Source organism: Mycobacterium sp. SMC-21 (genome assembly GCF_045310825.1).
Classification (GTDB): domain Bacteria; phylum Actinomycetota; class Actinomycetes; order Mycobacteriales; family Mycobacteriaceae; genus Mycobacterium.
In genome coordinates this window covers 1-20,437 of sequence record NZ_JBJIAO010000059.1, presented here as the reverse complement: position 1 = coordinate 20,437, position 20,437 = coordinate 1, and the positions used below count along the sequence as shown (strand labels likewise).

At 66.8% G+C, this 20,437-nt stretch carries 21 protein-coding genes and 1 tRNA gene; 15 read left to right on the top strand and 7 right to left on the bottom strand.

Annotated elements, in window-relative coordinates; translation table 11 throughout:
• Positions 1-167 precede the first annotated feature (167 nt).
• The 4 genes from ACJH6H_RS28510 (at position 168) to ACJH6H_RS28495 (ending at position 5,197) form a co-directional block, all read left to right on the top strand.
• Positions 168-854: an MspA family porin gene (locus ACJH6H_RS28510; RefSeq protein ID WP_133426511.1), complete on the top strand. Its 687-nt coding sequence runs from the start codon at positions 168-170 to the stop codon at positions 852-854.
• Positions 855-1,105: 251 nt separating this feature from the next.
• Entirely contained in the window at positions 1,106-1,777 is a 672-nt protein-coding gene (locus ACJH6H_RS28505) for an MspA family porin (RefSeq protein ID WP_133426510.1), read from the top strand.
• Between the two features lie 59 nt (positions 1,778-1,836).
• A complete protein-coding gene (locus tag ACJH6H_RS28500; RefSeq protein ID WP_212813280.1) occupies positions 1,837-2,487 on the top strand; it encodes a hypothetical protein in 651 nt (216 codons plus the stop codon).
• 136 nt (positions 2,488-2,623) lie between these two features.
• Positions 2,624-5,197 (top strand): cellulase family glycosylhydrolase, encoded by a 2,574-nt coding sequence (locus ACJH6H_RS28495; RefSeq protein WP_406776278.1) that lies wholly within the window; start codon positions 2,624-2,626, stop codon positions 5,195-5,197.
• On the opposite strand, the gene ACJH6H_RS28490 is transcribed toward ACJH6H_RS28495, so the two are convergent.
• On the bottom strand, positions 5,194-6,558 hold the full coding sequence (locus ACJH6H_RS28490; protein ID WP_406776277.1) for a cytochrome P450: 1,365 nt from the start codon (positions 6,556-6,558) through the stop codon (positions 5,194-5,196). The two genes, ACJH6H_RS28495 and ACJH6H_RS28490, sit on opposite strands and share 4 nt — an antisense overlap.
• A gap of 95 nt (positions 6,559-6,653) precedes the next feature.
• Between ACJH6H_RS28490 and ACJH6H_RS28485 the strand changes: the two genes are divergently transcribed.
• Positions 6,654-7,265 (top strand): pyridoxamine 5'-phosphate oxidase family protein, encoded by a 612-nt coding sequence (locus tag ACJH6H_RS28485; protein WP_133426506.1) that lies wholly within the window; start codon positions 6,654-6,656, stop codon positions 7,263-7,265.
• Between the two features lie 48 nt (positions 7,266-7,313).
• Entirely contained in the window at positions 7,314-7,934 is a 621-nt protein-coding gene (locus ACJH6H_RS28480) for a flavodoxin family protein (protein WP_133426505.1), read from the top strand.
• Here ACJH6H_RS28480 and ACJH6H_RS28475 read toward each other — a convergent pair whose 3' ends face one another.
• The 3 genes from ACJH6H_RS28475 to ACJH6H_RS28465 form a co-directional block, all read right to left on the bottom strand.
• Positions 7,935-8,201 (bottom strand): DUF6480 family protein, encoded by a 267-nt coding sequence (locus ACJH6H_RS28475; protein WP_071289682.1) that lies wholly within the window; start codon positions 8,199-8,201, stop codon positions 7,935-7,937. It lies immediately after the preceding gene.
• 37 nt (positions 8,202-8,238) lie between these two features.
• The gene (locus tag ACJH6H_RS28470; protein WP_406776276.1) at positions 8,239-9,267 is read right to left on the bottom strand and encodes a hypothetical protein; all 1,029 of its coding nucleotides are present in this window, start codon (positions 9,265-9,267) and stop codon (positions 8,239-8,241) included.
• A gap of 62 nt (positions 9,268-9,329) precedes the next feature.
• The gene (locus tag ACJH6H_RS28465; RefSeq protein WP_071289689.1) at positions 9,330-9,533 is read right to left on the bottom strand and encodes a hypothetical protein; all 204 of its coding nucleotides are present in this window, start codon (positions 9,531-9,533) and stop codon (positions 9,330-9,332) included.
• Positions 9,534-9,769: 236 nt separating this feature from the next.
• On the opposite strand from ACJH6H_RS28465, the gene ACJH6H_RS28460 reads away from it, so the two are divergent.
• From ACJH6H_RS28460 to ACJH6H_RS28435, 6 genes are all read left to right on the top strand, one after another.
• Positions 9,770-9,898 (top strand): hypothetical protein, encoded by a 129-nt coding sequence (locus ACJH6H_RS28460; RefSeq protein WP_406776275.1) that lies wholly within the window; start codon positions 9,770-9,772, stop codon positions 9,896-9,898.
• A gap of 55 nt (positions 9,899-9,953) precedes the next feature.
• The gene (locus ACJH6H_RS28455) at positions 9,954-10,502 is read left to right on the top strand and encodes a hypothetical protein (protein ID WP_406776279.1); all 549 of its coding nucleotides are present in this window, start codon (positions 9,954-9,956) and stop codon (positions 10,500-10,502) included.
• 201 nt (positions 10,503-10,703) lie between these two features.
• Positions 10,704-10,991 (top strand): type VII secretion target, encoded by a 288-nt coding sequence (locus tag ACJH6H_RS28450; protein WP_406776274.1) that lies wholly within the window; start codon positions 10,704-10,706, stop codon positions 10,989-10,991.
• Positions 10,992-10,995: 4 nt separating this feature from the next.
• Positions 10,996-13,185, top strand: a complete 2,190-nt coding sequence (locus ACJH6H_RS28445) for a hypothetical protein (RefSeq protein WP_406776273.1) — start codon at positions 10,996-10,998, stop codon at positions 13,183-13,185.
• Between the two features lie 19 nt (positions 13,186-13,204).
• The gene (locus ACJH6H_RS28440) at positions 13,205-13,909 is read left to right on the top strand and encodes a hypothetical protein (protein ID WP_406776272.1); all 705 of its coding nucleotides are present in this window, start codon (positions 13,205-13,207) and stop codon (positions 13,907-13,909) included.
• Between the two features lie 4 nt (positions 13,910-13,913).
• Positions 13,914-14,714, top strand: coding sequence for a DUF6882 domain-containing protein (locus tag ACJH6H_RS28435; RefSeq protein ID WP_406776271.1), 801 nt, complete (start codon positions 13,914-13,916; stop codon positions 14,712-14,714).
• A gap of 117 nt (positions 14,715-14,831) precedes the next feature.
• Here ACJH6H_RS28435 and ACJH6H_RS28430 read toward each other — a convergent pair whose 3' ends face one another.
• Positions 14,832-15,140: a hypothetical protein gene (locus ACJH6H_RS28430; RefSeq protein WP_406776270.1), complete on the bottom strand. Its 309-nt coding sequence runs from the start codon at positions 15,138-15,140 to the stop codon at positions 14,832-14,834.
• 202 nt (positions 15,141-15,342) lie between these two features.
• Positions 15,343-15,422: transfer RNA gene (locus ACJH6H_RS28425), tRNA-Ser, on the bottom strand.
• A 182-nt stretch (positions 15,423-15,604) separates the two neighbouring features.
• Between ACJH6H_RS28425 and ACJH6H_RS28420 the strand changes: the two genes are divergently transcribed.
• From ACJH6H_RS28420 to ACJH6H_RS28410, 3 genes are all read left to right on the top strand, one after another.
• Positions 15,605-17,164 (top strand): hypothetical protein, encoded by a 1,560-nt coding sequence (locus tag ACJH6H_RS28420; protein WP_406776269.1) that lies wholly within the window; start codon positions 15,605-15,607, stop codon positions 17,162-17,164.
• 130 nt (positions 17,165-17,294) lie between these two features.
• Positions 17,295-17,804 (top strand): hypothetical protein, encoded by a 510-nt coding sequence (locus ACJH6H_RS28415; protein ID WP_406776268.1) that lies wholly within the window; start codon positions 17,295-17,297, stop codon positions 17,802-17,804.
• Positions 17,805-18,256: 452 nt separating this feature from the next.
• Positions 18,257-18,856, top strand: a complete 600-nt coding sequence (locus ACJH6H_RS28410; RefSeq protein WP_073695016.1) for a hypothetical protein — start codon at positions 18,257-18,259, stop codon at positions 18,854-18,856.
• 38 nt (positions 18,857-18,894) lie between these two features.
• On the opposite strand, the gene ACJH6H_RS28405 is transcribed toward ACJH6H_RS28410, so the two are convergent.
• On the bottom strand, positions 18,895-20,437 hold a 1,543-nt coding region (locus ACJH6H_RS28405), incomplete at its 5' end, for a HEPN domain-containing protein (RefSeq protein WP_406776267.1).

Genomic DNA, 20,437 nt, shown 5'->3' with positions numbered 1-20,437 from the left:
GCAGGATCGATTTTCTTCGGCATGCTGCTCATCCTTCCGGACTCAAACAGCAGCGGCATCAAACCTGGGGCGGTTCACAGTAGATGCTCCGCAGCGACACAAATTCAGCAACGCACAGCGATCCGCAGCACTGCTGATTACCCGATACGAGAGGCGCGCTCATCACCATGTCGAACCGTTATGCCATGTTGGCAGCCCTTTGCGTGGTGCTCCCGGTCGGCACCGCGCCGCTGGCACTCGCTGACCCTCCCGCCGATCCGGCTGTGCAGCCGGCCGGCAACCCGGCCCCGCCGCCTCCGGGCGAGGGCGCCGTGCCGTCGGGCCCCGCCGGCGTTCTGGACACCCCGGACGGCTGGCACATCGAGGTCACCGGCAGCAACGAGACCCAGCTGCCCGTCGCGCCCCTGACCACCGCGATCTCCTCGCGTGAGTACTGGGTCGCCGGTACCTTCACCGGCAAGATCACCGGTGGCGGAAAGACCAAACTGGCTGGTGGAACGCTGGAAGCCGGCGAGCAGATCGGCTGCGGCATCATCTCCGACGAGGCCGAGATCAACCCCGGTATCAGCTTCACGCCGGGTATCAAGATCCCGTTCGCGGGCACTGACCCCAGCCTCGGTACCGGCATCAGCCTCCAGGGCAAGGTCTACCTGAAGCCCGGCACGGTGACCACGGTCGCGATCGACAAGAAGTCGTTCAAGGGCACCACCGCCCGCGTGACCATCACGGGCGTCCGGATCAAGACCGATCAGTGCGCCGGTCAGTCCTTCATCCGGTCGTACGCCACCTTGACCAGCTCGACCGACAACACCGACGACGTCATCACCTACCTGGGTGTGACGAAGTCCGTCTGACCTGATGCCCGGTGCGGGCGAGCAAGCTCTCCCCGAGCCCGCCCGCACCGGCCACGGACACCGGCCGTGAATTTAATCAGTCAGACGAAAAATATTGTCACTGATTAAAGAATTTGATCCATCCACAAAACAGAGCCAGTTCCGAGTAATTGGCCAGCCGTTCACCAATTCGAAATCCGAATATTGAATGCTCCGAGAATCGAAAACAGTCTCGTTCTCGCATTCCAACCCACGAGAGGCGCCGTAACCCCATGTTGAACCGACTTGCCACATTGGCTGCCGCAGCGGGCGTGCTGCTGTCGGCGACCGTTACGCCGCTCGCCCTGGCCGACCCGGTCGATCCCGCCGGCTTCGACGGCCCGCCGCCGGACAACGGCGTCGTGGCCTCCGACGAGCCGGCCCGCATCACCAGCCCGGACGGGTGGGTCCTCGAGGTCGTGGCCAAGAACGAGACCCAGCTGCCCGTCGCCCCGCTGACCACCGCGGTCAGCTCCCGCGAATACCTGGTGGGCGGCACGTTCACCGGCACGGTCACCGGCAACGGCAAGACCAAGCTGAACGGCGGCACGCTGGAGGCCGGCTACCAGATCGGTTGCGGCATCGAGCTCGGCCAGGTGCGTCTGATCGGCCAGATCGGTCTGAGCACCTCGGGCTCCACCCTGGCCGGCCTGATCCCGACCGGTGTCAGCATGCCGATGTCGGGCACCCTGGAAATCCACGCCAAGCCGGGCACCGTGACCCAGGTGCCGGTCGACAAGAAGACCTTCAAGTCGGCTCCGGTCCGCGTGACGCTCAAGGACACCCACATCAAGATCGACGGTTGCGTCGGCCAGTCCTTCCTGCGGTCGTACGCGGTGCTGACCAGCTCCACCACCGACACTGACGACATCGTGGCCTACTACGGCATCACCAAGTCGGTCTGATGCATCGGGTTACCCGCGGAATTGTCACCGCCGCAGCGGTTTTCGCTGCGGCGGCGGCAATGACGCAAACTGACATCGCATCCGCCGATCCGGTCGTGCCCACGCCGATTCCCGCGCCTGGCCCCGCCCTGCCACCACCGGCGCCCGTCGCACCCGAAGGCCCCGGCGGCAACCTCGCGGTCCCGGTCGCGGGCGCCAACCTGGGTCCCCAGGGGCTCAACGTCCTCGCCCAGAGCGACGGGGTGAATCCGCTGGGCGCCGCGCTCGGTGCACCCTCGGACCTGACCGGCCTCGACCTCGGCAGCGTCCTGGGCCAGTACGCCGTGCCCTCGGCTCCCGGCGGGCCCTCGCCCGTCACGACACCGAATCTCCGGGCCTTCAACAACGCCTACGGCCCGCAGCAGTGCATCAAGCCGTCGGCTCCCGGTAAGTGCGAGCAGTTCGACGTCGAACCCGGTGAGGAGAACGCCGACGTCAACGGGCGTACGTGGCTGGGTCGCTACATCGACATGTACCGCGACGGTCGCCTGAAGGGCGGACTGCTCGGGCAGATGCCGCGCGAACAGCTCGGTGAATCCCTGCCCGGCACGGCACCGCCTCCCGGGACCAACATCCCGCCGGGCCTGGTGGAGTTCCGTCCGGACCCCGCCGATGTCCCGCCCCCGCCTGGGGCACCGGTGCCGCCGGTTCCGCCGGCACCCGCCAACTGAACAACTGATTCGGGCCCGTCAACTCCGGTTGACGGGCCCGAATCCGTTCGTGGCCGAGCGGCTGCGGGCGTCCTCAAATTCAGACAGCCGCGCCATTTTGGCCGCAGCGCACGGACCCGTCACGTATACACGAGCAATGACGGTAAGCGCCGGCTGGTACGGCGTCGGCGGACTCGCGGCGGCCATCATCGGGGCAGCACTCACCACCGGGACCGCCGTCGCATGGGCGGACAACGAACCCGGCCACGACGGGGCAAGCAGTCCCGCCGCCTCGGCGGCCAGTGCCGCGGCGCACGCCGGCAGCGACAGTTCAGCCCCGCCCACCGGCCGACCGGCGCGTTCCGCACCGCCCCGCTCGAGCGGCACCCGCTCCCCCGTCCGCACCAAACCTGCGGCGAGTTCGGCCGGTGAACGGTCGCACCGCACGGCCGCACCGACCACCGGCGCGTCGTCATCGCGACCCCAGACCCCGTCGAATCCCGTTGTCCCCAAACCGAAGTCAGCGGCCAAGGCGGCGTCCGCAGCGCCTGCGGTGACCCCACAGGCCACCAGCACCAGCGCCACCACTGTCGCCGCGACGCTCCCCTCCGCGGCGACACAGGCGGCGCCGAGCGCCGTGCCGGCCCTACCCACCAACGCGGCCGGGTGGTTCCAGGCGGTGATCTACAACCCGCTCCACACCGGCATCCAAGGCTGGATCAACAGTCCGCTAGGGCAGGGCGTGGACGGCGTCATCAACCGACTGGCCGGCACCTACGTGATCGGCAACGGCCGCACCGGCACCGCGACCGCACCCGACGGCACCGCGGGAGGATGGTTGTTCGGAGACGGCGGCGCCGGCTGGGACAGCACCGATGCCGCGGTCCGCGGCGGCAACGGCGGCGCGGCGGGCATGGTCGGCAACGGCGGGCGCGGCGGTTCCGGGGGCGCCGGAGCATCGGGCGGCGCCGGTGGCCCAGGCGGCATGCTGATGGGTATCGGCGGCCATGGCGGTGCGGGCGGTGCCCAGGCCGGCGGCACCGGAGGGCCGGGCGGCAAGGGCGGAAACGGGCGCGGTCTGCTGTTCGGCGCCGGCGGCGGTGGTGGCCGCGGCGGCGACGGGGCCGACGGTGGCCGCGGCGGGAACGGCGGTTCCGGCGCGTTCATCATGGGCATCGGCGGCGCCGGCGGGGACGCCGGAAACAGCGGCGTCGGCGGTGGCTCTACCGGACTGCCCGCGCTCGGTGGCGCGGGCGGCAACGCGGGTCTGCTGGGCAATCACGGCGCGGTCGGCAAGTCCGGGACCGGCGCCACCCTCGTCCAGACTGGCGCGAACACCTCCATGCTGTCCGTCACGCCGACCGGCGTCTGGCTGACCAACAGCGACGGGCAGGTCGTCCTGCTGCACGGCTTCAACGAGGTGTACAAGCTGGCGCCGTATGAACCGTCGGCCAGCGGATTCAGCGAGGACGACGCCGCATTCCTGGCGGCCAACGGTTTCAACGTCGTGCGGCTCGGGGTGATCTGGGCCGGCGTCGAGCCGCAGCCCGGTGTGTACGACGCCGCCTATGTCGACTCGATCCGGCAGACCGTCGACATGCTTGCGGCGCACGGCATCTACACCATCATCGACATGCACCAGGACCTGTACAGCGCATCGCTCGGCGGCGAGGGCGCGCCCGAGTGGGCCACCAAGACCGGCGGGCTGCCCAACCGCAGCTTCGGCTTCCCCGGCAGCTACTACCTGAACCCCGCCGAAACCGCGGCGTGGGATGGCTTCTGGAACAACGCCGAGGCCGCCAACGGAATCGGGCTCGAAGACAACTACGCCAAGGCCTGGGAGACGGTCGCCGCCGCGGTCGCGGGCAACAACAGCGTCATCGGCTACGACATCATGAACGAACCCTTCCCGGGCACCTCGTGGTTGCCGACGCTGCTGGGCAGCCCGTTCTACGCGACGCAACAGCTGACGCCGATGTACAACCAGGTGGCGGCTGCCATCCGGGCCGTCGATCCGAACACCGCGCTGTTCGTCGAACCGGCCAACCCCGCCGTGTCCGAAGTTCCCGCGATCCTCGGCCTGCCCATCCAGCTGGGCACCATCGACGATGCGAATGTCGTTCTGGCGTTTCATGATTACTGCGCCGGCTCGGCCACCAGCAGCATCTGTGGCTGGCTGGCCATGCAGCAGGCCAGCACGGCACACGCCTACGGCAAGGCCAACAACATCCCGGTGTTCATGGACGAGTTCGGCGCCTCCCACCTGCCCTCGGATCTGAGAGCCGAGATGAACGCCGCAGACCGGTACCTGATGAGCTGGTCCGTATGGGCCTACTCCGGTGTCGGTGACATCACCACCAGCGGCAGCACCGACGGCGAGTCCGTCGTCTACGACCCGGCCCTGCCGCCCACTGGCGACAACGTCAACACCGGGAACCTTCAGGTGCTGGCCGGGCCGTACCCACAGGCGGTATCGGGCACACCACTCAAACTCTCAAATACCAACGGCGCCTTCACCTTCAACTACTCGACGGCCAAGGCCGACGGTTCGGGCAACTTCGCGGCCGGTTCGTTGAGCAGCGTGTCGGTGCCCGCCGTCGCCTACCCGAACGGGTACACGGTGACCGTCACCGGCGGCCACGTGGTCTCGGCCGCGAACGCACCGACATTGGTGATCGCCTCCGACAGCGACACCGGCGTCGTTCAGGTCGTGGTGACCGCCGCACCCTAGCGGCGGGCCCGGCGCCGCGTCCGGGCCAGAATCGGTGCGGCCGCAACGGTGGTGAACGGAACCGCCATCGGGAAATCGGTTGCCAGTGAAGTGATCTCGTGGCCCCGGATCAGAGTGGCCAATGCCAGGGTCGCCTCGAGCATCGCGAAGTGATCGCCGACGCACTTGCGCGGCCCGCCACCGAACGGCAGATACTGCCACCGGTCACGGCCCGCCGAGTTCTCCGGGGCGAAGCGGGTCGGGTCGAACTCGAGCGCGTGGTCCCACAACGCGGGATCGTGGTGCAGCGCATAGATTCCCACGCCCACCAGGCTTCCCTTCTCGACCCGGTAGCCGTCAACGGCGATGTCACGCTTCGCGATTCGCGTTGTCATCGCGCTCGGTGGACACAGTCGCAGTGCTTCGTTGAGCACCTGCACGGTGTACGGCAACCGAGTCACATCGTCATGCCCGAGTTCGTGTTCGCCGAGTTCGGCGACCTCATCGGCGACCCGGCCCTGAACGTCCAAATGATTGCCCAACGCCCACAACGAATATGCCAGCGTCGTCGCGGTGGTGTCGTGGCCGGCCAGGATGAAGATGATCAGCTCGTCGCAGATTTCGCTGTCGGTCAGGGCGCGCCCGGTGTCCGGGTCGGTGGCCGCCATCAACGCCCGCACCAATGGCGCTTCCCGTGCGGGATCGGCACGGCAGGCTGCGAGGATGCCCTCGGCGAGACGGTGCAGCGTGGCACTGGCGGCCCGGGCGCGGTTGCGCGCGGGCGTCGGGAGCCAGCGCGGAGCCCGTACCGGCGCCAGCGCTCGATCCATGGCGTAGGACAACGCCACCAGCAGCGGCTCGGCGACGGACGTCGCTTGTTCGTCGAAGTCGGCGCCGAGCACCGCGCGCCCGAACGCGCGCAACGTCAGCCGCCGGCACTCGGCGTCCAGATCGATCGCGACTCCATCACGCCAACTCGCAGCGACTGTTTCGGCGGCCTGCACCATGTAACCGCCGAACCCGCGGACGTGGTGCTTGGTGAACAGTGGCTGCAGCGTGCGCCGCCGCGGGAGCCAGGGGGCATTCGGTAGATCGAAGAGGTTCGGACCGAGCACATGGCGAATCTCGTCGTGCACCGCGGTGCGGTCGACGTCGTCGCTCGTGAGGACATCGTGGGCGCCCTGCGGCGAGGTGACCATGACCAGCGGCGGCGCCACCCATCGCGGCATCAACACCAAACGGGTGACCGGACCTCCCGCATCCCGCAGCGTCTCCAGTCCGGTGCGATAGGCGCGCGCCGCCTGCATCTGTTGCCGATAGGGCAGCGGGTTCTTCGGTGCCAGCGGCAACGTCTGGACACCGGCGTCGTCCACCGTGGTCATGTCGGAAAGCCAATCAGTGCCGCGCCGGCGGCGCGTCCATCAAACGGTGGATCTTCGGCACGGGGCCCTGGCCGGCGCGGCGTAGCGTGACCGTTGTGTCGAACGAGCCGAACAACCACTATCACCACCTGGCATTCGGCCCTGACGCGCTGAATCGTCAGCAGCGCAACGGCAGCTACCTGGCCTACGGTCGGCACACCGAACGGGCCGACGACGGCCCGCAGCGCCTCGACGACCGCGAGCTGCTGATGATCCGGCGCGCCGATCAGTTCTGCCTGGCCACGGTCACGCCCAACGGTTGGCCCTACCTCCAATACCGCAGTGGCCCAGCCGGTTTCGTCCGGTATCTGCCCGAGACCGGCCGGCTTCGGTTCATCGACCTGCCCGGCAACAACCAGTTCGTCACCCTGGGCAATCTGGCCGCCGACGACCGACTGGCGATGTTCTTCGTCGACTACCCGCGACGCACTCGGCTCAAGGTCTTCGGCCGCGGGACGGTCATCGAGGACGGGCCGCAGCGCGAGATCGAGATCGCGGTCGAGGCCTTCGACTGGAACTGCTCACGCTCCATCATTCCGCGCTTCGACCGCGAGTACCTGCGCGAACTCGGCGAGGCGTACCAGGCCAAGTTCGACGGCCGCGAGGCCGAGCTGCAGGCCGAGATCGACGCACTCAAAGCGCGGGTGGCGGAGTTGGAGAGCCGCTGACGGGGGTCATTTCCGTTTGTCCGCCCGGAGCCCGGGTACCCGCTCGTCATGACCCAACCAACTCCCCTCCGCGCGACCGCATTGATCTGCACTCTCAAGCCGGGCCCGGCGCCGTCGAGCAGTGACCTCATCGCCGAGCATGTCCTGGCCGTGTTGCGGGAGCAGGGCGTCGCGTGCGAGACCGTCCGATGCGTCGACTACAACATCGCGCCTGGTGTCGAGACCGACATGGGCGACAGCGATCAGTGGCCTCAGATCCGGGCTCAGGTCCTCGAGTCCGACATCCTGCTGATCAGCACGCCCATCTGGCTGGGACACCCGTCGTCGGTCGCGCAACGGGTTCTCGAGCGCCTCGACGCAGAACTCTCCAACAAGGACGAACAGGGGCGGCCGGCCGTATCGCAGAAAGTCGCGATCGTCAGCGTCGTCGGCAACGAGGACGGCGCCCACAAGACCGTCGCCGATATCTTCCAGGGGCTCAACGATATTGGCTTCAACATCCCCGCTCAGGGATGCACGTATTGGAACGGCGCCGCGATGGAGTCGACGGACTACAACGACCTCGACGAGGTACCCGAAGCCGTGGCGTCGGCCACAGCGGCCGCGGCCCGCAACGCCGCACACCTGGCCCGCGTGCTGCACTCGGCGCCGTATCCGCCGTACAAGTAGTCAGTTGAAGACGCCGACGAGCTTGAGGATGAACAGGATCGCGATGGTGAGGAAGACGAGGACGTAGATCGCGATCACCACCGTCGGGGCGATCAGCTTTTTCGGGCCGCCGGCCGGTGGGGTCGGATCGGGATTGCTCGTCGCGGATTCCTGCCCGGAGTCGGGCGGCGTATCACCGGGTTCAGTGCCGCCGCCGGGTGCCAGGCCCGGCGTCGACGTCGGATCCGGGTCCGGTGGTGCCTGGTTCGGCTGTCTTTCGGAAGCCATGGCGGGTGGTTACCCGGGTGCCGCGCGGCCAAACAGCTCAGTGGCCCGCCAAGGCCTCCCGGAACTCATCCGAGAGGTAGAACGGGATGAGCCGACGACGCAGTACCGACTCCAGGTAGCCGCGCTCGTCGAGCAGGGCGATCACCGGCGGGCCGAAGCGCAGGGCCTCCTCGATCATGTCCTCGCGACCCACGCCGAGATCGAGCAGCAGATCGTAAAGGCTCACATCGCCGTACTTTTCGAAGACGTGGTCGATGCCCTCATCGAGGAGCGTGCGGAAGTAATCGGTGTCCCGAAACGTGCGCCAGAACTCGTAGATCGGCACGACCGCGTCCTCGACATCGTCGGCGGAGATCACCGAAACCGCCGACGACAGCGGGCTGTCGAGGTTGCTGCGCCACAGCTCGTTGAGCGCCGCGGCGAGCACGTCTTCGTCCGCGTGCGTGTGGGCGAGCAGAAAGCGGGCGCCACGGCGCGCCAGATCTTCGGCGCGCAGCTCCAACCGTTCGACCGGGCCCTGCGGCATCCGGGCACCGACTGCGCCAAACACGCGGCCCAGTCGGCCACGGGCCAGCGACCTGCCGCCCTGCGTGACGGATTCGGCGAGCGAGTGCTGCACCAGAGTCACGCAGAATTCGGTGAACGCCTCGCTGTTCAGAATGCGTTCCAGCAGCCGCTGGGTGACGCCCATCTCGACCACCATCGCACTGAGCTCGCTGAACCGCCGGCCGTCGATGACGTCGCCGAAACGGGTATCCGAGGCGGCGGTGAGCCGAAACAGCCGGGTGGCGATCTCACTGACCAGTTCCGCGATGCCGCCCTCCACCGGCACCTGCACGGCGTACTTCGCGGCGACGTTCTTGATCATGGTGGGCGTCACCGCGTCGGACAGCGTGATCTCCGACGCCTCCAGCAGCGCGTGCTCGATCTCATCGAGGACCAGGCTGTGGTAGTTCTCGCCGCGCAGCTGCTGCATGGCGAACGCCACCTGCGCATCGAGGAGCCGGGCGGCGACCGGTCCGAGCTGCGGCTCGAGGTCGTCGGCCGGCTCCGGGAAATTGGTCATTGCGAGCACCTTACCCAGCGGGACTCATCGGCCGCGGGTTGTGCGTTTGGGCAGCTCGCAGCTCAGCGGCGCACCGTCGGACTGTGGCCCACACCGGACTGCGGCACCGACGTGGGCGGACGGTTCTGCGTCATGCTCAGGCAAGCACCCAGGCCGCCGCCGACACAGGGCACCCCATTGACGGTCGGTACCGGCCCACCTGATCGGTTCCCGGTCGGGTCGAAAGCAGCGTCGGCGCCGGCTGCCGGCGACAGGCCGATGGCCATAGCCCCGCACGCTGCCAGAAAGGTACTCACCTGAAGGAAACCGGCCATCATCGCCACGCTTTCACCCGTTCAATGGCCAACATAGCCCGATGCCCGCGGTTAGAGGTACACCCGCGAGTTGGCGGAGTGAGTGCGCGTGTTCCGTCCCGCGATCACCGCTGCGGGAGACGCCCAAATGTCCGCGGGAACCATGCCGGTGATCGCCTTATCCTTGGTTTCGGGGGCAGGGGGATGCGATGGACTACTTGGCGGGACAGCTGGTTTTCTTGGCGATCGTCGCGGGGCTGATCGGCGGCGTGATCTGGGCCGTGGTGGTGATGCTCAAGCCATGCCCGCAGCTTGAAGACGAAGACGACGAACTATGACTCGCTGCTTCATGCCGGCGCCACAGATCGGCCCGAACGGCGCGCCGGTACTCGGATGAGCTGCGTTGAACTCCACGGTCGGCGCTTCGTTACGGCTCGGATCGCTCACGTCACCGGGGCTGTGTCGTGGTGGGTGTTCGTCGTCGCTCGTCTCATGACAGAGATGAATTCAGCGCCAATGAACTTCGGCCTGCCGCGGCGGTACGCCGACTACGACGAGTCGATATTCGGAGTCGGGTTGGGGCACAAAGACTTTGGCTGGACAGCGTACGAGCCGCTGACCGGCCATCCGCCCTCGTCGCTGAACGATGGGTTCTTCATCATGAACGTCCTCTCGACCGTCGCGGTCGTGGCGCTGGCCATCACCGCCATTGCCGCCGTGGTCGAAGCGATATCCGTCGCGCGATGGCCCGCGGGCATTGTCACGATTCTCGCGCCGATCACCGGCGCCGCCATCATTCTCAGTGCGCTCCACTACGGCACGGGATTCGGCGGTGGTCTCAAGTTGAGCTTGCTGGTGGTGTTCGCGCTGGTGCTGGTCGGCATTGCGATTCGTGAAGTGTGGAGCCGGGTGTGGGCGCCTCGCCCGACCCGGGCCGAATGACCTCCACCCGATTGGCGGTGACGCGGTTCTCCACGGCGCAGAGGGCCGCACTGAACGAGGCGTGGAGTGGAGGTCCATCGCGTATTCGTCGTCGGCTTCCTGATCCGCCCCTGCTCGGCCGCGGATCCGAACAAATCAGCGTCGGACCCACACCAGATCTGGCCTTATCCTTGGATCTCCTGGGGAGGAGGGGGATCCGTCGTGGCAGATGCCATCAAGGTCGACGCAGAGGGGCTGCAGTCGCACGCCAACGTCTGCGATACCGCCGCCGCATCCCTCGCCGGCATCGCCGCACCCGCAGCCTCGGCCGGGCACCACACTCAGGCCAGCACGTCTGCCGTCACCATGGGCCACTCGCTGATCGACACCGTCACCTCAACTCTCTCCGGCCGGGCCACCAGCACTGGGGAGAAGCTGCGCGCGGCGGCGGCCCGCTACACGCGCACCGACGGCGACTCCGGCCAGGCGATCTCCGCCGTTCAGGTCTGAAGCCTTGGCCGGCGGATCCCTGACCCGCGCCGACGTCGAGGCGTGGAACACCGAGCACCTCGACACCGCGGCCACGCACTGGTCGAGCACAGCCCAGGCGTGGGAGGAGCACTTCACCACCATCCACAACGGCATGACCCGGCCCGGTGGGACGACCTGGGAAGGGGCCGGGGCCGACGCGGCTTCCGAGCGCTCGTGGATGGACCTGGTCACGGTCCGCGGCGCCGCCGATGCACTGCACAGTGCGAGCGCCCACGCCACGAACGGGTCGGGCGACGTGGCCTGGGCGAAGAGACGGGCCCTGAACGCGATCACCGAGGCGGAGGAAGACGGGTTCACCGTCGGACAAGACCTCTCCTTGAAGGACACGTCCACGCCGTCCCTGCTCAGCGACGGCGAGGACCGGCAGTCGAAGGCGAAGGAACACGCGCACGCGATCCAGGCGGCGGTACAGCAGCTGGTCGACGCCGACAAGCAGACCGCCGACCGGATCCACGGCGCGCTTTTCCCGCTGAACGGGGTCAAGTTCCCGGGTCACGACGGCGACGGGAACCACGATCCGACTGTAGAGGCCGTGGACTACCAGAAGCCGAAAGAGCCACCGCAGGACAAGCCGGGCGCCGATGACAATGGCGGACTCGCAGGGCTGCTGGGCGTACCGGATCCCGCGAAGAAACCCGACGAGAAATCGCCCTGGACGCAGCAGCGACCTCCCGCGGAGCCGGACAAGCCGACGAATCCGCTGGATCTGCTGGCCGGCAAGGACGGCAAGGACGGCAAGAGTGACGCGGCGTCTGAGCATCCCCGCACGCTGCAGGACATGATGCTGCCGAGTGGTCCGCCCGCCGCGGCTGGACCAGCTTCGGAGCCGAAGTTCGATCCCAAAACCCCCGAGGGTCGGGCGGGTCTGGCGATGGCGCGTCAAGTGTTGATGAACGATCCCCGGGTACCGCCCGGGGAGGTTGAGCAGCGCCTGGCCGCGATGACGGCGCAGGCGCAGCAGCCGTTGCCGCCGCCACCTGTGCATGAACCCGGCCCGAAGCCACCGATCCCCGGCTTCGGGGAACGACTCGGCGACAAGTTCAACAACTTCACCAACAGCATACACGAGGGGTTCTACGAGCGAGGACGCGAAACCCTCACCGGTATCGAGAACCTGACCGGCCTAGGCGGGCCGGGGCATCCGGGTGTGGGCGAGTCCTGGAAACAGCTCGCGCACGGCACGATCGATGACATCCGCAACGATCCCCTGCGCTACGACGTCGCGCAGCGCGAGGGGCATGCGATGGTCGAAGACCCCGGTCGCTACGCCGGCAAGACGCTCTTCGACGGCACCGTCGCGGCAGCCACTGCACCTTTGGCCGGGGAAGGCCTACTGGCACGTGGGGCAGCCGAGGGCGCCGTCACCCACGGCCTGGAGCACGGCATCGAGCACGGGGTCGTCCACGACGCGACGCCGGTCGCCCCACACCCGCCTGCCGACCTACCAGTCGCTCCGCACGGACCCGTCGAGGTACCGGCGACCGGGGACCACGGGCTGATCGGGCACGGCGGTGACACCGCGCCACCGCCACTGGAGCATCACAGTCCGCTCGAGGACATGCTGCTCGGCGGGCACCACGATGCGAATCCGGTTGAGGTTCCGCCGACGCACACCCCGCCGTCACCCGACGCCTTCGACCTCGGGCAGGGGTCGCACTACAACTCCGGCGATCCGTACCACCCAGGTAACTGGCCGCCGCATACTCCCGAGTCGACCTGGCAGAAGGGCGACACCGAACCCGGTTGGCGGCACGTGAACCGCGGCCCTGACAAGCCATGGATGGACTTCCAGGGCCAGGTCGGCGGTATTGAACGCACCCCGGAGGGCCACCTCCCGGAGTACGTACGGACAGACCCCACGACCGGGAAACCCGTCGAATACGACGCACAGGTGTTCAGAGGGCCGCAGGAGGTCTACCTCGAAGCGAAAGACGGGCATCGAGGTATGGCTTTCGCGCCGGACAGCACCTACTGGGAAGGCCGGGCCGACAAGACGCTCGAACAGGTCGAGCGCCAGCTTCGCGCGCTCCCACCCGATGCGATTCTCGAATGGCACGTCTCCGACCCGTACGGCGCTGCGGCGATACGAAAACTGTTTGAGGCCAACGGCATTTATGACGTCTCGGTCATCTACACCCCAAGGGTGCCGTGAAAGTTAGGATTGACAGATCATGAACACCGCAGTCACCGCGCCGGTATGGGGGAGCCGGGATGCGATCCTGCGCTCAGTGTGGGTCGCGACCGGAGAGTCCCCCGAATGGATCGCGCAACGCACCGACGCGTTGCTGAGTGAGCTTCAGGCGGCGTTCGATGTGTCGTACTGGCGGACGTCGAAGGATCAGCGTTGGGAGGGCTCACCCGAGGTCCTGGCCGACATCGTGCGCGGCTTCGTCGGCACCGGCATAGACGGTGACCCCGAGCCCGAGAACGGATACGTGTTCTCGGTCGCCGGTGCGGGACCGCGGGTGGCGCCGCGGATCAGGGTGTCTGCGGGATCCGTCTCCACGGGCGGGCGACTTCCAAGCCACCACATGACGGTGGAGCTTCGCGAGATGTATACCGGTGCCATCACCACAGAGGACGGTGACATCGTGTGCGCGGCGGTGGCGCGGACCTGGGGACCGGCCATGTTCGCCCTAGCGGACGACCCGACCCGGAGCGCCGCGCGCCGCGGCAACTGGAAGATCGGCATCGGCTACCGCACCTGGATCAGCGCCGAGGTCGGGACGGTCAGTCGAGTCGCCGATGGGCTCACGGCGTCCGAACTGGCTGGGGGAATGCTCATTTCGGCTCCGGACAACTGGCCGGCCGAACGGGTGGTTGCTGCGCTGACAGAGACCTTGAGCGCCAACGGGCTCGACGAAGTGCCGCACTAAGCACGTGACAGGCGAGCCACCGAGCTTCGAGTTCACCTTGACGAGAGACCGCGACGTCGTCGGCCAGCTCGTCGACCACACGCTCATCCTGTCCATCGAGGCGCAGACCGAACTCATCGCCCGGTACTCGGGGCTGTCTTGGCGCGTAGACCTGTCCGAGCCGCCGGTGTTCTGGTTCGAGCGCGAGCCCGCGGCGGTGTTCCGCCCACATTTCATCGGCTCCACCTCGACGCGCACCAACACGTGGCTGTGGGCCTGGGAAAACATCAACGACTTCCCGGACTCAGTAGTCTCCCTCGCGCAGTATGTCCGGGAGGCAGGCGAGCGACTCGGCGCGGCGGAGCTGACGACCGCGTATCAGAACCTGCAGCCGGCCGAACGGGTCTACGAGGGGCTGATCGCACGCGGCATGCCCGAAGCCGTCTACGTCTACTGCGCACAAGCACTCTCCGAGCTGCCCGCCCCGGTCTACTACCGAGCCCCGAATGGGAACGGATACAGCTGGTTTCTGCTTGACAACCCTGACGAGTTCTCGATGCCCACCGCCGCCGCCGTGTCCACCACGGCGGCGATTACCCGCGCGCTGCGAACCGGCGACATCACCGATCACCGCCTGGCGGTGACCGCCTATGCTCAACGCCGGCAAGGGATTTCGTTGGAGATCCCCGGGCACGACCGCATGGTCCTGCAGGCACCGGACGGACAGGTTGTGATCGGAATTGACGAGGGCGGACGGATCACCACGATCGTGAGTGACCCCGGTGGTCAAAAGGGCCCATCCACTCCGGCCGGCGGCACGGTCTAGGCGGTCATGCGGTGACTAACTCTGTGACGGCGCCGTCGAGAGGCGGCATCCCACACGATGCGGTAGGCAGATGCCCGGCTGATCCCGCGACTAGGGCCGCGGAGTAACGCGCCGCGGCTACACTCCGTGGCCAGCGATGTCCATCTGCTCAATCGTAGCCGCGTCGTACCCGCGGGAACGTAGGTACTGATTAGCGGCGGCGACAGCGGCGCTGGCCTCAGACTGAGTGCCTACGCCCTTCGCGTTGGCGATCCCGTATGCGACAGCACAGTCCTGTTGGACCTCCGCAAGGAACTTGTTCGAGTTGACGTAGCCGTTCGCCGCAGCTGCGTTGGCGCATGAGTATTCGTTGGCGGATGCCGTGCCCGCGTTGCTGATTGTGAACGCGGCGAGCATCGCAGTCGCGGCGAGCAGTCGTGCTCTCATAGTGCGCTGAGGGTACCGCCGGCCACCCGACTTTCGGTCCGTTCCGACGAGCCATCGACGCTTCGAAACGATCCAGCTGCAGGTCATCAGGGTCACCGCGTTGGCGATTAAATCCGGAATCGGTCACTCTGAGTCATCGGCGGCCTGCCACAACCTGCCCCAGATACGAGAAGAACCACCCGTCACCAGGTGGTTCTTGAAGTGGCCAGGGCCGGGATCGAACCGGCGACCTTCCGCTTTTCAGGCGGATTAGGTTGCGCCACTTAAGAATCCACACTGGTCATGCCGGACGTTGCCGGCGTGACCGGACCAGCTAGACCGGCCCACTCCAGGTATTCGGCCCACCAGAGGCCCACTTCCTGACGGTCTCGCTTCACTGATTCAGCTCCTGAACGGAAGAAGCCCCCGACACCGCTTCGTTTTGCGGCGGATGGTGTCGGAGGCTCCCAGGACGGAGCAGCTACATGCCCACGTCGGCATCCAGCGTGCCCTACGCCAGTACCGGTGGCAATACATCTTCAGCGCGGCGGATGGTTGCGCGCAGCGCGTACGAGCGGACGCCAGAGCGCGGAGGCGAAGAGGCGTGGGTCGAGCACGGCGCGCCAGCGCCGCGCGCAGGCCAGCGCAGCGTCAGCCGATCGCCGGAGCGCGACGGCGGGAGCGAGAGCGCAGAGCTAGCAGCAAGCATGGCGGGGAGCCGCGCGCACGGGCTTGTTATATGTGCCGAAAATGTCCGCGAGCCGCTTGACGACGGGAATGCGGCCGAGGAACTGCGGGCGATCGACGCATTGGGCCTGCGCTTTCCGAACCCCGAAATGGTTACCGCGGCAGCGGCATTGTTCGAACCGGCCGCACCGTGGGCACGTGGTGCTCAGTGTCGGGGCGCCGAATCCGAATCGGGCAGATTCCGCATAAGCGTCGGCCCTGGCGTCGTCCGGCTCGGCTGGACCAATCCCGTTCGGGCCGAGAAAGCCGCCGAGCGGAGCGTGGAACGGCACAGGGTCGACGTCGATGCAGATGAGGGCCGGGTCAGAGACATCTATGAACGAGCGCGCCAGCTCGAGCCCGACGCCGTAATCGCACTGGCGCAACGTGTCTCGTTACCTCCACCCGAACCTGGCCATGGTGCGACGATCACCGAGTGGTCGCGCAAGTCACGGTCGACGATGTGCCGCACCTTCGCCGAACTCGACTACGGACCGTTGGTCGAATCCGGCCGCATCCCGGCCATGGTCACGTTGACTTATCCCGGCGACTGGGAGGTCGCCGCTCCCGATGGAGCCAGCGTGAAACGGCACATGGTGTTGTGGCGCAAACGCTTTCAACGCGAGTACGGAGAGCCGGCTCGCTACATCTGGAAGCTGGAGTTCCAACGGCGCGGGGCTCCGCACATTCACCTCTGGATGGCACCACCGATGTCACCGGGCCGCTCGGGTCTCAGTTTTGCTCAGTGGTTGTCCGCCGCGTGGGCTGAGATTGTCGACCATCCCGACCCCGTACAGAAGGCTCGCCACCGGTTGGCAGGCACCGCGGTCGATGTTCTCAGCGGGTTGAAAGCCTGCGATCCGAAGCGTTTGGCCATCTATTTCACCAAACACTCGTCACCAAACATGAACGGAGACAAGGAGTATCAACACGTCGTTCCCGAACTGTGGCGACAACCGGGGCGCGGCCCCGGCCGGTTCTGGGGCGTACACGGACTCAAGAAGGCCATCGCGGTGGTCGAGGTCGCCCAAGCCGCGTACCTGACTGCTCGTCGCATCGTGAGGCGATGGTCACGGTCTCAAGCCCTCTACGCTGACCCGTCTAACCCATTTCCGACCGGCGTAGTCCCGCGAACTGCGCAGCTGGTGGTCCAACGTGTGGACGCGGCGACTGGAAAGGTGCGGCACCGGAAGGTCAGGCGACGACGACCGCTATGCAACCAAAGCGGGCTTGCTGGCGGCTACGTACTTGTCAACGACGGGCCAAGGTTCGCGTCGCAACTCGCAACGGCGCTGGCCGGGGGTCACCTGCGGAACTGAACGCTATTGACACAGTCAATTCCGACGGCACACCAGCAGCAAGCCGCCGGGATGTGCGGTGCGAGCGAGGTAACCCGAAGCCGACCTGAACCTGCGCAGATATGTCGGTCCTCGGTGCGACCCTGAGAGTATGAAGGTTCCCGAGTCACGAGCTGCCGCTCGCCGGTACCGCATCCACGAGGACCGGCTGGGCAGGTACCCCGAAGTGCCCGAGGACATCGGTCTCGTGCACGCGTTGCTGTTCGACCGACGCGAGGACCTGCCTGCGTGGAAACGCCGGCCCAACTGGATGGACCGGCCGAAGTTCCACGACCCGATCTTCCTGGAGAGCTGGTCGTATGAAGAGGCCGCGTGCGGGTGCCGTGTCCGGCTGGTGTTCCCGGTGCCGTTCGACACCAGCGAAGACGAAGCCTGCCCCGAGTGCGTAGAGATGGCCGAGCTATGGGTCGGCGATCGTCCCGCGTTCGACGCTCGAGTCCATGAGCGTGAGGAGCGTCGCCGGGAGACGGCGAACCGAAGAGATGAGGCCGCGCAGTTCGAGGTCGACTACGCGGAGTTTCTGCGCCGGCAGGACGCGGCTCTATGGCAGGGAAAGGAGTCGCCGGTCGGCCACGACGAGGACGACGAACGTGCCCTCTGACGACCCCGAGTTGTGGTGACATCCCGATACCGGCGACGCCACGGCTCACCTCGGTGACAGAAAGTCCCCGAGTTGGTTCTCGAGCGCCTTGACCGCCTCGTCGATGCGATCGCGCGGCCACTGCTCCGACTCACCAAACGCCCATATCCCCGCCGTGAGGTGGACCTGCCAGAATCGCAGTACGTCTTGCCTCCGCTCTTAGCGCGCGTCTCCTCTGGACACCCTCCATGCAGCCGTAGACTGACGCCCCGGCCTTGAGGAGGTTCCGCATGTCGACCGACGCGACCCCGACCAGTGATCCGCCGACACCACCTCCGTCTTCAGGGCGCCCCCCGCCGACTCCGATCGTGTGGGAAACGGAACTCAGCACGCGCGACCAGGCGCCCGATCAGGTCCGCACGACAGCGCTTGATGCGGCGCGCGTCGAGACCCGCAGCGACCGTGACGGGTGAGTGAGGGTCCGTAGCCTCCGAGTCCTTCGCGCACTGCGCCAGCGGTGGGCAGCACGGAAGCTCGCTGCTTCCGTAGCCGACATCGCCCCGCCGTCGGAGGAGTCCGCCGATCAGGGCACCGAGTGGTCGGATTTCATCAAGAAGGAACTCGAACGCGAGTACACCCGTCGCGACACCGTCAACACCCGGGCAGCTGGTGCAGTCGCTAGCGCGACGACGTTGATCACTGTCACTCTGGCGGTGCTCGGCATCGCGAAAGGCGCCAAGTATGTGATCGACGGGTTGCTGCTGCTCGGCCTTCTGGCCGCCGCACTTCTGCTGCTCCTCGTGGCAGCGGTGCTGAGCATCTTGGCGGGCGCGGTGGGAGGCGGGTTCAGGGTGGCCTCGGAGGACGACATGAGGCGGATGCTCAGCCCAGAGTTGTGGCCGGCGCACACCATCGATGCGCGCTACCACACAGCCGATCTGAACATCACCGCGATCACGACCCTCCGCGAAGGGACCAGCAGGAAGTACCAGTTCCTGCTCACGGCTTATGTGCTCCAGGCGGCCGGCGTCTTCCTCCTGGCTCTATTCGCTCTGAAGGTGATCTTCGGCTAACTACGCGGCTCTCGGTGCCGACATGTGCCCCGGCCATCTCAGACGTCGGAGAACACCTCGGGCCACACATGGCGCCAGTTCCGCTGATCCCGCTTGTACCGGCGGTTGTTCGCGGTAATCGCCGCGAGCTGGTCAGCCGGCGCACCGGCCTCGAGCAGTAGGTACAAGGTCAGCACCCAGCGCAGTGATCGGGTGATGTAGTGCATTCGCGTCACATCGAAGCTGCAGTCTTGGTCCGGCAGTCCGTGAGCGAGGATGTTGCGCTGGTTCGTGACCGCCCGCTTCCAGTGACTCACGCGGCCAACACAACCCGGAAGGACCGCTCCTACGCGCTCTCCCAGAACAGCGATGCGCATTGGGAACGAAGGCTCGAACATGTACTGGCCGACGGCTTGACGCAGAGCTTGACGAACTTCCTCGGGCAAGTCGGCCGCGTCCAGGCCGGACTTCCCCGCTGCGACGGTCTCGGGCGTCCACCGGCGCGCGTCTGGATACAGGCGGCGGTGCAGAGTCTCGGCGGCCGCGCATAGACTCAGCGCCTCCGAATCCACCGTCGTGAACTCACCTGCGTACGCCGCAGCCAGAATCTGGGGCACCGGAGACGTCCGCTTCGCCAGGTCCAACCATCGGCCGATGAAATCGACGCCATCCACGTGAGCGAGGCTAAGAAGAAGGTCCGTGGTGTCCCGCGGTGCAGAAGGGTCGACCCCGTCGCCGTACACGTCCGCTGAACGGTCGTTCGGCGTCGACACGGTCAGTCCGCGTACCCGGCAATCGGTACCGCTCAAAAGAGTGAGCAGGCTGGTCATCGGTATCGAGATGTCCGAAATCACTTCCGAGAGTGGCAGCGTCCCGTCGAATTCCAGCTTCAATCGGGTATTGGAAGTGACGCTGACATCAGGGCCGCCGAGTGTGGGCATGGTCGCCAACGGATCGAGCCGGACCTGGCCCGGTAGAGGCGCCGAGGTGGATCCGGTCGCAGCGTCCGGTGGGTCGTAAACCCAACGGAGAGGCACCATTCCCCTTTCCGGCATCTCCACGCGGATGCTCGGCAGAGCGGCGAACCCATGGAGCCCGGTGATATCGAGAGTAACCGCGCTGAACTCAGTCTGGTCACTCGGGAAATGCGCACCGACCAGACACCAGTCCGTTGCCACGACCTCGCGGCTGAGCTCCGCCCTCCCCGGCATCGGGAACCCGAAGGATCGCTGCGCGACGGTTTCGAGGCCCCAGAGCGATACCTCGCCAGGGTTGCTGGCCACAACTCCGAGAATGGCGGCATCGTCGGTGACGCGTCCCTCAGACGGACTGCCGTCGTACACCCCCGGACTCGTCTCGGTCCACGACACCACCGGGGTGAAGCCAGGGCTCACTTCGAGTTCGACTGTGTTGTCGCGCAAGCGCAATACACCGGTGCGTTGCTGCACTTCGGGACCCTCAGCTGACCCTCCGCGTGGCACCACGCGGAACTGCCCGATCGTCTCGGAGATCTGATCCGGAAACTTATCCGGCTCTTCATGATTGACGGTGTAGTTGGGGTCTGAATCCGCCGGTTTCGAGTAGGGATCGGGCGATGTAGTG